General features: G+C 67.4%; 10 protein-coding genes and 1 pseudogene. 8 read left to right on the top strand and 3 right to left on the bottom strand.

Annotated features, from left to right (window positions below):
• From HNV26_RS35440 to HNV26_RS35430, 3 genes are all read left to right on the top strand, one after another.
• The coding region (locus HNV26_RS35440) for a recombinase zinc beta ribbon domain-containing protein (protein WP_171452986.1) at window positions 1–962 on the top strand (962 nt) is incomplete at its 5' end.
• Complete coding sequence (locus HNV26_RS35435) at window positions 959–1,381, top strand: hypothetical protein (protein ID WP_171443176.1); 423 nt, start codon at window positions 959–961, stop codon at window positions 1,379–1,381. The genes HNV26_RS35440 and HNV26_RS35435, both read left to right, overlap by 4 nt.
• Before the next feature lie 115 nt (window positions 1,382–1,496).
• Window positions 1,497–2,054: a PspA gene (locus HNV26_RS35430; protein ID WP_171443177.1), complete on the top strand. Its 558-nt coding sequence runs from the start codon at window positions 1,497–1,499 to the stop codon at window positions 2,052–2,054.
• Window positions 2,055–2,272: 218 nt separating this feature from the next.
• Here the strand turns inward: HNV26_RS35430 and HNV26_RS35425 are convergent, their stop codons facing one another.
• Window positions 2,273–2,731: a DUSAM domain-containing protein gene (locus HNV26_RS35425; protein WP_171443178.1), complete on the bottom strand. Its 459-nt coding sequence runs from the start codon at window positions 2,729–2,731 to the stop codon at window positions 2,273–2,275.
• Between the two features lie 250 nt (window positions 2,732–2,981).
• Here HNV26_RS35425 and HNV26_RS35420 point away from each other — a divergent pair, with 250 nt between their 5' ends.
• Both HNV26_RS35420 and HNV26_RS35415 read left to right on the top strand, forming a co-directional pair.
• The gene (locus HNV26_RS35420) at window positions 2,982–4,154 is read left to right on the top strand and encodes a serine/threonine-protein kinase (RefSeq protein WP_171452985.1); all 1,173 of its coding nucleotides are present in this window, start codon (window positions 2,982–2,984) and stop codon (window positions 4,152–4,154) included.
• 7 nt (window positions 4,155–4,161) lie between these two features.
• Window positions 4,162–4,548: a hypothetical protein gene (locus tag HNV26_RS35415; RefSeq protein WP_253817353.1), complete on the top strand. Its 387-nt coding sequence runs from the start codon at window positions 4,162–4,164 to the stop codon at window positions 4,546–4,548.
• A 192-nt stretch (window positions 4,549–4,740) separates the two neighbouring features.
• Here HNV26_RS35415 and HNV26_RS35410 read toward each other — a convergent pair whose 3' ends face one another.
• Entirely contained in the window at window positions 4,741–5,088 is a 348-nt protein-coding gene (locus HNV26_RS35410; RefSeq protein WP_171445444.1) for a helix-turn-helix domain-containing protein, read from the bottom strand.
• Between the two features lie 51 nt (window positions 5,089–5,139).
• Window positions 5,140–5,457, bottom strand: coding sequence for a helix-turn-helix transcriptional regulator (locus HNV26_RS35405; protein ID WP_253817352.1), 318 nt, complete (start codon window positions 5,455–5,457; stop codon window positions 5,140–5,142).
• Window positions 5,458–5,715: 258 nt separating this feature from the next.
• On the opposite strand from HNV26_RS35405, the gene HNV26_RS35400 reads away from it, so the two are divergent.
• From HNV26_RS35400 to HNV26_RS35390, 3 genes and pseudogenes are all read left to right on the top strand, one after another.
• Window positions 5,716–7,683, top strand: coding sequence for a serine/threonine protein kinase (locus HNV26_RS35400; RefSeq protein WP_171445442.1), 1,968 nt, complete (start codon window positions 5,716–5,718; stop codon window positions 7,681–7,683).
• A gap of 71 nt (window positions 7,684–7,754) precedes the next feature.
• On the top strand, window positions 7,755–8,675 hold the full coding sequence (locus HNV26_RS35395; RefSeq protein WP_171445441.1) for a DUF2381 family protein: 921 nt from the start codon (window positions 7,755–7,757) through the stop codon (window positions 8,673–8,675).
• A gap of 639 nt (window positions 8,676–9,314) precedes the next feature.
• Window positions 9,315–10,190: pseudogene (locus HNV26_RS35390) on the top strand (hypothetical protein); the annotation flags it as partial.

Below are 10,190 nucleotides of genomic sequence, written 5' to 3'. Positions count from 1 at the left end.
AGTTGTACCTCCAGCACCAGCAGGCCTCGGTGGTGTCGCGCCTCCTCAACGAGACGGGGCGCAAGACGAAGCGGTACGAGGCGCAGAGTGGTGCCACGCGCGCGGCTCGGAAATGGACGACGCAGGATGTGCTGCGCCTCTTGAGGAGTCCCCTGTACGCGGGCTTCGTGCCGTATGGCGACGAGACGCACCCCGGCGAGCACCCGCCCCTCGTGGACAGGGCCACCTTCCACCGGGTGCAGGACATGCTGGAGGGCCCCGGCATTCAGTACCACGGGCGCAACCCCGACTACGTGCTGCGAGGCCTGTTGCGCTGCGGCCTGTGCGGCGAGGCGATGACGCCCGGCAGCACGCGCAAGGGCGAGCGCGAGTACCGCTACTACCGCTGCGTCACCCGGGACAAGCAGGGGAAGGAGGGGTGCCGGGCGGCTCCCCTTCCGGCAGCCGCCCTGGAGGACTTCGTCGTCGCTCAGCTGCGGGAAGTCTCGGTAGGTGACGGCTTCGCTGCCCAGGTGCATGCCCGCCTCACGGCGCGGTTGGAGGAGAAGCACCAGGCCCTGCGCGCGGAGCGCGCGCAGCTTCCGAGAGACTTGGCCAAGCGCGCTGGGGAGTCGAGGAAGTGGGTGGACTCCCTCGCCAAGCTGGAGGGGCCAGCCCGGCGCCTCGTCGAGGAGCAGCTGACGGCCGCGGAAGAGGAGGTCGCTGGCATGCGGAAGCGGCTGGCGGAGGTGGAGCGCGCCCTGGACACCATTGAGGGGGAGAAGGTGGAGGCTGCGTGGGTGGCCCAGGCCCTGGCGAACTTCGACGCGGTGTGGGACGCCCTGACGGCGACAAACCGAGGACGCCTGCTGCGGGCCCTCGTTGGCCGGGTGGTGGTGAACGAGGCGACGGGCCAGGTCGACGTGCATATGGCCCACGCTGGTGAGGCCGCGGCGACTGGGCGCGAGGAGGTGGCGGCGTGAGCGCGAGCCCCGAGTCTCAGCCGAGGGAGGCCGGCCTCGTCAGTGCGCACTTCCACCGCGTGCGTCGCGCGAAGGTGCGCCTCCGAGGGGGAGCACCACCCCCACCGCGAGAGGTGGCGCGCCGGCCAGCACACGTCGCGCGAATGCTGGCCCTGGCGCACCATGTGGAGTCGGCCATTGAGCGAGGCCTCGTGGCGAGCGCAGCGGATGTCGCAGGCCAACTGGGCTTCACCCGGGCGCGTGTGACGCACCTGCTGGACTTGCTGCTGCTGGCGCCCGACATCCAGGAGGAGGTGCTGTTTCTGGAGGCCGTCGATGGGTCGGAGCCGCTCAGTGAGAGGGGCCTCCGGGCCGTTGCACACGCGGGGACGTGGGCGGCGCAGCGCGACCGCTGGCGAGAGGTGAAGGCTTCATTTTGAGACGGAGTCCGGATGCCTGGACTCCTTGGTGTAGCGTGAGTGCAAGAGGCTGAATTGTTGTCCGCGTTGAGAGTGCGCGGGCTGTATGCCCCGCGAGGAAAGTGAGCGAGAGCACATGCAGAACGACATGAAGGGCATCATCCAGGCTGCGGTGGCGGAGGCGGTGGAGAAGACGATGGGCCGGCAGGTGGAGCTTCTGGCCCGGCAGTTGGAGTTGCTGGGGAGGATTGCTCAGTTCCTGGGCATTGAGTCCGGTTCAGCTCATGCGGCGTCCGTGCCGAAGCGGGCCCCCGTGCCGCCTCCCGCGTCGAAGCGCATACCCGCGCCCGCGCCAGCGTCCACGCCGAAGCGCACGCCCTCGGTGCCCGTGCGGAAGTATGTGAGGCCGGAGGCTGCGCCGAAGCCCACGCGGGCCGGCCCCGCGCCCCAGAAGAGCCGCGGGCGCCCGCGCGCAGCGGGACGCACTGCGCCGGCCGCAGCCCCCAACTCCAGTCCCAGCCCCGAGGCGCCCGTCTCCTTCTCGGTGGGACAGGAGGTGCGCTACAAACAAGGGAGGGGCGCCTTCAATGCGACGGTGAAGGCCGTCGACGAGAAGGCGAAGACGGTGACGGTGGCGCGCGTCTCCGACGGCAAGCAGGTGGTGCGCCCCTTCGACAAGGTGACGCCCGCCTGACGCGAGCTGCGGGGCAGGGTTGGGTTGAAGAGCGTGGTTCTCAGCCGACAGAAGCCCCAAAAGAAGTGCCTGCGGGACTACACGGACAGCATGGTGGTGGAGGCCCCCCGCATCCACCACAATGCTGTCCGCAGAAACGCAGCAACGATTCTCGGCGGGACAGTTGTCCGAGTCGGATGTCTTCTGCGGGGCAAATCTGCCCGCCCCGGATGTGAAGACTACCGACCCCGGAGTCGTAAGAGGGTGCGTCTAGAGAGCACTGCCCGGGTGGAAGCACCCGGTTCTCGCTCTCCTTGCTGAGGCTCGCCGGCCATGGCGTCGAGCTGCCCCTGGGCGATGGCGCGGTAGTGGGGCACGACTTCCACGGCGAGCACGTCCCGCATCTCCTGGCGGGCGCTGTCGAAGTCCCCCTTGTCCTTGTGCTGGTACATCCTGTGCAGCGCGTCCATGAGCCGGCGAGTGCTCTCGCGGATGCGCCTGGACTCCTCTTGCAACAGACTCAGCGCCCCCTCTTCCGTGGTGAGAGCGCTCCCGACTTCGCTGGCGCTGATGCCTACCTCGGCGGCCGTGCGCTTCAGCAGCGCCTTCTCCTTCCGCGTGAGGGCCAGGCGCTCTCCTTCGGTGAGGACACGACGCGCCAGTGCGCGAATCGGCCCCCAGTCAATGGTTTTACTCACGATGCATGTTTCCTTTGCGGGCTACCCAGCCCAGCGTGTGAGGCCGATGCTGGGGTCTCTTTCACCCCGGATAGGCGCACTTGGGGCGGCCTGTCAGCTGCGAGTGGCAGAGGGCTTCACAGCTTCAAAAGGGTCATGTTAATTGGACGGTCGAGTCAACTGAACCTAGTGAGACTCGGGAGAGTTGCCCGCGACGGCGAATGTCGGTGACGGTGGGGCCGCGCCCCTTCTTTCAGGAGGATTCACAACCATGACGAAGCGTTCGGAAGATGAAGTGTCGACGGAGGAGTTCCCGCCCCGCCCCCCCACACCGCCCAGCCCCAGCTCGCCGCACTTCCTCTTCGTCGTGGATGACGTTCGCTACGAGGCGGTGGGGGAGCTTGAGGTGCGGTCGAATGGCGAGAAGCTCCTGAAGGCGGAGCGGCGCGTGGCGGATGGCGTCCTGGCCGGCCCCTGTCTGGTTCGCCGGATTGCCACCCCCTCTACGTACATGATGCGCACGCGGCTGATTGAAGAGGTGCAGTTGGCTTTCCGGCTCAACCACCCCAACATCGCTCAAGTCTTCCACATGCAGGTGGATGAGGAGGCGGACGCCCCCTTCGCAGTCATGGAGTACGTGGGTGGGCCCTCGCTGGAGACGCTGGTGACTGCGGCGTTGGTGCGAGGCAAGCCCCTCTCGGAGGGATTTGCCTTGTACGTCGGGGCGGAGGTGGCGGACGCGCTGCACTACGCGCACACGCTGACGTCGGAGGAGGGCGTGCCCCTGGGCATTGTCCACCGCGACGTGAGTCCCAGGAGGCTTGCACTGGGGCAGCATGGAGAGGTGAAGGTGCTGGACTTCGGCGCGGCGTACTCGCTGATGGTGGGGCGGGAGGAGTCGCCGGAGAATCTGCTGCGGGGGGACGTGGCCTACGCCTCTCCGGAGTACCTGCGCAAGGAAGGGCTGACGCCGCGCTCCGACGTCTTCAGCCTGGGGGTGCTGCTGGTGGAAGTCCTCACGAGCAAGCACCTCTTCGAGGTGCATGACGTCCCGGTGGTGGCGTCGAAGGAGACGCGGTTTGTCACGGAGTCGCCGCCCACTTTGCCGCTGCAACAGATGCAGGCACTCATGGAGACTTTCGGCCCGGACGTCCTCGAGAAGGCGGTGGCCCACCTCAGTGAGGACCTCAAGGCGGTGCTGCACACGGCCCTGCGCCTCAACCCCGAGGAGCGCTTCGCGACAGCGGCGGACATGCGGGATGCGCTGCGTGGCGTCGCCCACGCCCAACTCCGTGAGCCCTATGGGCGTGCGGAGGCCGCCAAGGAGGCCGCCCTCGTGGTGTCCGAAGGCGGGGTGCTGCGGGACCAGGTAGAGTTCGGCGAGGCCGGCCTCTACCCGGATGGGCTGGAGAAGCACGAGCTGGGACTCCCGAAGAAGGCGTAGGCCGCCGATGCTCTGCTTTCGCCTGCTGCGCAATGGCCGGCACGTCGCAACCGCGGGGGTGTCGGGCTTCGGTGTCGTCTCCACCATTCTGACGTGGGTGCGCCGCCCCGATGATGAGACACGCGAAAACCCGCTGGTGGACCTCCACCTTGGGGGCTCCGTGGGCAGGGAGTACCGCGAGCACCTGAAGTGGTGTTACGCCAAGGACATTCGTGCGGGCGACGTCCTCACGGTGGAGGTACGTGAGGACTTGGAGCCTGACCCTCCGAAGGAGAGACGCCTCGACGAGGAGGTGGGGCTGGATGATGTGGCCCGCCTCCAACTGAGGAAGAAAGCCCTGGAGGCGCAGCTCGCCGATGTGAATGAAGAGCTGGCGGAGCGCGGCGCGGCGTAGCGGGGTGCCTCCTCCTTCGGACGGGGAGGCGCTCCGTCATCGCCGGAGCCGCTCGGGTTGGGGCGCGCGTGCTCCGGTGCAGGGCCCCGATGCATGGGGCCGGCACGCCGGGCCTGCTCCTTTCTCGGAGACGCCGGAGCGCCGGCCGCAATCTGCCTGGCGCTGGCGGGGCGGGGCCTTCGGGGCGCTGCTTCAGCGGGCCAGCTCGGTGGTGATGCGGACGAGGGCATCCAGCTTCGACGCGTCAAGCTTCCGCGCGAGGAAGATCAGCCGACGCAAGGTGACGTCGTCGTCCGGCCGTGTGGGACTGCCGCTGTTGGGGGATTCGGTGAGTCCCATCAGGTCCTCGGGGCTCACCATCAACTCGATGCACAGCTTCTTCAGCGTCTCGACGCTGGGAATCATCAGCCCGCGCTCAATCCGGCTGTAGACGGCAGAGGCCAGCCCCACGCGTTCCGCGACTTGGACCTGCGTCAGACTCATCTGCTCCCGAGCGAGGCGGGCGATGCTTCCAAGGTGCGCTGCCAGCTGTTGGTTCATAGGTACAAGGGAGTATACCTGAGTTATGCGTTGTCAAGGGAGTTCAATCCATCAGCGCTCACCCGACAGGAGCTGGATGAGGGCGAGGGCTTGGCGCCCGTTCAGCTGGCGCACGCGGCGCCGCAGGGCGTCCTTGGCGATGGCGCTCGTGCCCGGCGGCAGCGCGTAGGAGAAGCCCAGCAGCTCGTTGGGGGTGGTGCAGACGACGGTGCACAGGCGGTACAGCGTCGGGACGCTGGGAAGCATCAGTCCCCGCTCGAGCCGGCTGTAGGCATTGCGGGAGATGTTGATGAGCGTCGCTACCTCTGTCTGCTGCAATCCCGCGCGGAGGCGGGCCGCGCGCAGGGCCTCGCCCAGGATGACAGGCAAAGGGCGGGCACGTCTCTTCGGAGGGGCGAAGGTGAGGGCGTCAGGGGGGATGTGCATATCAAGGAAACTGTACCTGATAGTCTAGTTGACATCACCTTGACAGTCGAGTCGGAACCTATCTGGGCTGTGGTTGGAGGTGGGGGGAGACTTCGCGCGATTTCCCCGGGCTTCTGGTAACGTGGGCCGGCGCCGGGGAGGGTGTCGCATGCGCGTGGCCGCAGTCCTGCTGTCCTACAGAGTCTCCAGGAGGAAGTCGCCATGAGGGACAACGGCCCCCCGGCCGTCCTGTCCCCGGGGGACTCGGTGATGGGCTACACGGTGGTGAGGCAACTGGACCGAGGTGGCTTCGGCACCGTGTACCTCGCGACGAACGGTGGGCAGCCCTGCGCGCTGAAGCTCGTGGAGCGGCAGCGCGTGGAGGGGCGGGTGGAGAAGGAGGTGTCCATCCTCTTGCGCTTGACGCACCCGAACGTGGTGGGCATTCGCGGCTTCACCTACTGGCAATCCGAGGAGCGCGACTTCGCCCTCATCGCCATGGAGTACGTGGAGGGGCGGAAGCTGAGTGCGTGGGTGAAGGATGAGAACCCCTCGGCCCGGCGAATCGCGAAGGTGACGCTCGACATGGCGCGGGCGCTGGCGGCCTCGCACGAGGCGGGAGTGGTGCACCGGGACGTGAAGGACGCTAACGTCATGGTGCGCGACGCGGACGGCCTGGCGGTGCTGGTGGACTACGGCATTGGGGACTACGCGGGAGCCCCCTCCGGCATCACCCAGTCCATGCTGCCGCCGGGGACGATGGAGTACCGGCCCCCCGAGGCCTGGCTCTTCCTGCAGAAGAAGTACCTCGGCCAGAAGACGGGCGCCCGCTACGTGTCCGCCCCCTCGGACGACATGTGGGCCCTGGGCACCGTCCTCTACCGCCTCCTCACTGCGAGGCTGCCCTTCGACTCGGGGTCGGAAGCGGAGTACGTCCAGGCTGTCATTGGCAGGACGCCTGTGCCCCCTCACCACGTCAACCGCTTCGTCCCGGAGCGGCTGGGCATGTTGTGCATGCGGCTGCTGGAGAAGGACCCCGCTTCACGTCCCGACGCGAGCGCTGTCTGTGCGGCCCTGGAGGCGCTCCTGGCTGAGGCGGAAGGGGAGGCGTGGGACACGCCCTTGTTTGACGCCTATGGCCCGAACTCGGCCACCACCGAGAACGAGGGCAAGGTGGACAAGCTGGCTCGGTGGGCGAAACGGCCCCTGCGCCAGATGCGCCGTGGCAAGGCGCCGGGGCCGGAGCTGCCGGAAGTCCCAGGCGAAGGTAGGCCCGCGGCATTGCCGCCCGAGGCCCCGCTGGTGCCTGCGGCCACGCGGCCCGTGGAGGCGCAGCTGCCGGGCTTGGCGCTCGAGGCCGGGGTGGGGGCGGAATCCGCCATGGAGGCGGACGGCGCGCTGGAAGCGGCGCTCGTGGCCCCCGTCGTCGAGGCAGGGCGGCCCTCGGTTCTCTCGCGACTCCGGCTGGGGCGTGTGCTGGGAGCGGGGCTGCTGGCCATGACCCTCGCGTCGGGGGCGTACTTCTCACTGCGGACGGACTCACCGCAGCCGCAGGCTGTCACCGGCCAAGAAGTAGCGCCATATATAGAAAAACCTCAAGCTGCCCCGGCCGCAGCTCCCACCGGGCCGGAGGCAACACCTGCGGCCGTCGCTCCCCCCGCGACGCTTCCCGAGGTGACTGCCACCGTGACGACGATGAAGAGTGACTCCCCGACCTCCCCGCCGGTGCCTGCCAAGAAGGCCACGAGGGGCGTCAGCAACGCCGTGGCGACGGCGGCCCTCTGCACCACGTTCGCGTGCTCCGGTGCACAGGTACGCCCCGCTCCGGACCCTGAACCGTGCCCGGCAGGTGCCACCAAGGGCATGAAGAAGCTCGGCATGGACATTGGGGATCGCGAGGGCGCGAGCTTCGTCCGAGGGGACCAAAAATACGTAACGGTGAAGGAAGGCACTGCACAGATCATTGTGGGGTCGGACTACGCCACTCTGTCTGGGCGACTCGTTATCGCCGACCGCGTCTATGTCCGACTGACGCGAGCGCGATTTCGCGGAGAGAGCTTCCCTGTGTGCCTGGAGGTACAGGACAACTCTCGCAACCGCGGACTGGAGATAGAGGGTGGCGGAGGGGAGACGGGGAAGGCGCGCGTGTACTCCGCCGTTTGGGTCAAGGCAGTGAGTGAGTTTGAATGACCTGTCGTTGTTGAGCAGGCGTCCGTGAGTCGCCAGCGGTGTCGCCGCTGGCTTGGTAGGGGAGACGTCGCGTGCATCATTCCGTGTCGGCCGTGCTGCTTTTCCTCCTCCTCACAGGAGGGGGGACGGCTCTGGCGCAGTCGCCCTCATCTACCGTGGGGCTGAGCATTCGGCGAATCGAGCTGGTCTCGGATGATGTTCAGCCAGCGGTTGAAGTAGCAGTGAGCCCTGGGCTCTCGACGATGTTTCTCTTTGATTCGGAGGTGAGTCGAGAGGGGCTGACGCTCGAGGGACGCGAGCGCTTCGCGATGGTGGACGCTGGGCTCACTACCTTGCGCCTGATTCCGTCAGAGAAAATCTCGGCGGGAGAACGGCTCAAGCTGACGGTGCGTTTCCAGGATGGCGCTGCCCCGGCGAGTGCGACGTTTGTCCTGGTCTCGCACCCCGCACGGTCGGAGGCGCATGTCGAAGTCTATCGACGCAAGAGGAGCGTCGAGAACTACCAGGAAGAAGTCCGTCAGGCGCGCATCGAAGCAGAGAAGTGCCGAGAGGAGAATGAGCGCCTGCGCGCGGAGCGAAGTGCTCCTGATGGGCTGACGGGACTCATCTCGACGGAAGTCCTCAGTGGGCGGGGCGTTGAGTTCCGCGACGTGACCAAGGATGTAACTCAGGGCCCGGGCGGGGCCGCAGCCAAGCACTATGCCAATGCATACCGCGCAGCCCGCCGGGTGGCCGTCGAAGTCATCCTTGTGTCACGGGGGGATGACCAACCGTGGACTGCCAAGGGGGCAACCCTACGGGGCAAGGCCAACGAGGAGCTGAAGGTGCTTCAAGTCTGGCAGTCCGGCCCCGTGGCCCCCGGTTCAACTGTCCAGCGCGTGGTGGTAGAGGCTGAGGCAGCATCCGAGTCTCCCCAAGGCCCCTTCACGCTGAAGCTCTGGGATGCGGATGGGCGCCGCACCGTCACCCTGGGGAACGTCACCTTCCCTTAACCCTGTGGGCACCACTTCCAAGTCCTTTCGTGGGTTTCCGGCATTGGGGGCTTGTGCTGAATGCCAATCTAGGGTCCAATGGACTGTACCTATTGGTCTAGTTCATTCTGGCGTGCCCTGGAGGGCGATGTGTTCCCCACTGTGCTGGAGTGCATGCGCGCGGCTGCGCGCTTCCTTGGTGGTTGCGGAGAGCGCCCGGAGGGCGACGCGCCTGAGCCACCTTCCTAACTCCGCATCGAAGTAGGCGTTGGGCTCTCGCGCTGCGCAGAGGACCTCCGGCACTGCCATGTGAGGCACGTGCGGACGGTCATCGTGCGCCGAGTAGCCGTCTGCGCTTCGTTGGGCAGCGTGCCTGACGGGCGCTGAGGAGCCCTTCCTCAGTCATCCCTATTCGCGTTTGGAGTCGTAAGCGGAGCCGGGCCTTGCCCGGTGCCATGGCGTGACGCGTGTGCCTGCTGTTGGGACGGGGCCAGGATTCCTGGCGCCGTGGCGTAACACGTCTGCCTATGGCTTGGCCCAGTCGGCCTGCCGGCGACTCTCTCAATGCAATGCATTCACCCCGCAGTCCGGCGCCCTGCCGGACTGAACGGGAGGCCTCTGTCCATTGCCCCTCCTTCGGGGCCTTCACAGGAGACGTCGATGTTCATGCGCTGGGCCGTCGTGTTGCTGCTGGTGGTTCCCGGAGTGGGGTGGGCGGAGGAGATTGCCTATCCTGATGACTACGTGGCCGAAGAGGAAGTCGACCCCGTTGAGGCAGACGGGGACGCGCTGCTTGAGCCTTCCGTGGATGAGGGGAACGCCCTGGTGGAGGAGGAGCCGGCCGCGTCCGGCTCGGGCTCTGGCTGGGCGAACCGGCTGAGCTTGGAAACCACGACGTGGGCGCTGCTGCCGCGCGGAGGCGCTGGAAGGGACGAAGGCTTCCTGCAGGTCCACCCACGGCTGGAGGTCGTCAAACCAGGCTTCCTCCAAGTCGAGCTGGGCGCTCCGGTGCGCCTGCGCATGTGGGGTGGAGGGGAGGGTGCCAGCGTGGTGCGGAGGGAGGATTGGGACGAGCTCTCCGACTGGGGCCAAGTGGTGCAGAACCTGATGGTGGGAGGCGACGCACCGAACTTCGTGTGGGTAGGCGCCCTGGAGTCCTACACGCTGCTGTCCGGGCACCTGGTGCGCCGCTACAACAACCGGGGCAACCCCAACTACAACCCAGCAGGCGCGGTGGTGACGGGGATGCTGAGGCCCCTTTACGTCGAGGCCTTCGCCTCGGACGTGCTGGGCGCGCGGCTGATGGGGGCGGAAGTCGTGCTGGACGTGCAGCACATCCTCATGGGCCGCCAGCCGTACCCCATGAAGTACGCCCTGTCGCTGTCGGCGGTGCATGACTGGGGCAAGGCCGGAGGGGCGTCGGAGCCGATGACGCTGGCCCACGTCGACGGGACGGCCATCCTCGTGAGCCGTCGCAAAGGGCAGGGGGGCTTCGAACTGCAGGCGAACGCGGGCTGGGGCGGGCGTCCCGGAGAG

It is taken from the genome of Myxococcus xanthus, assembly GCF_013116825.1.
GTDB lineage: Bacteria > Myxococcota > Myxococcia > Myxococcales > Myxococcaceae > Myxococcus > Myxococcus xanthus_B.
Note: the sequence above shows the minus strand (reverse complement) of the source record. Positions and strands in the feature narration are given on the sequence as shown.

Bases quoted from the DNA above. Each gene is read 5' to 3' on its own strand.
- HNV26_RS35415 (WP_253817353.1), top strand. From the start codon at position 4,162: ATGCTCTGCTTTCGCCTGCTGCGCAATGGCCGGCACGTCGCAACCGCG.
- HNV26_RS35400 (WP_171445442.1), top strand. From the start codon at position 5,716: ATGAGGGACAACGGCCCCCCGGCCGTCCTGTCCCCGGGGGACTCGGTG.
- HNV26_RS35420 (WP_171452985.1), top strand. From the start codon at position 2,982: ATGACGAAGCGTTCGGAAGATGAAGTGTCGACGGAGGAGTTCCCGCCC.
- HNV26_RS35410 (WP_171445444.1), bottom strand. From the start codon at position 5,088: ATGAACCAACAGCTGGCAGCGCACCTTGGAAGCATCGCCCGCCTCGCT.
- HNV26_RS35430 (WP_171443177.1), top strand. From the start codon at position 1,497: ATGCAGAACGACATGAAGGGCATCATCCAGGCTGCGGTGGCGGAGGCG.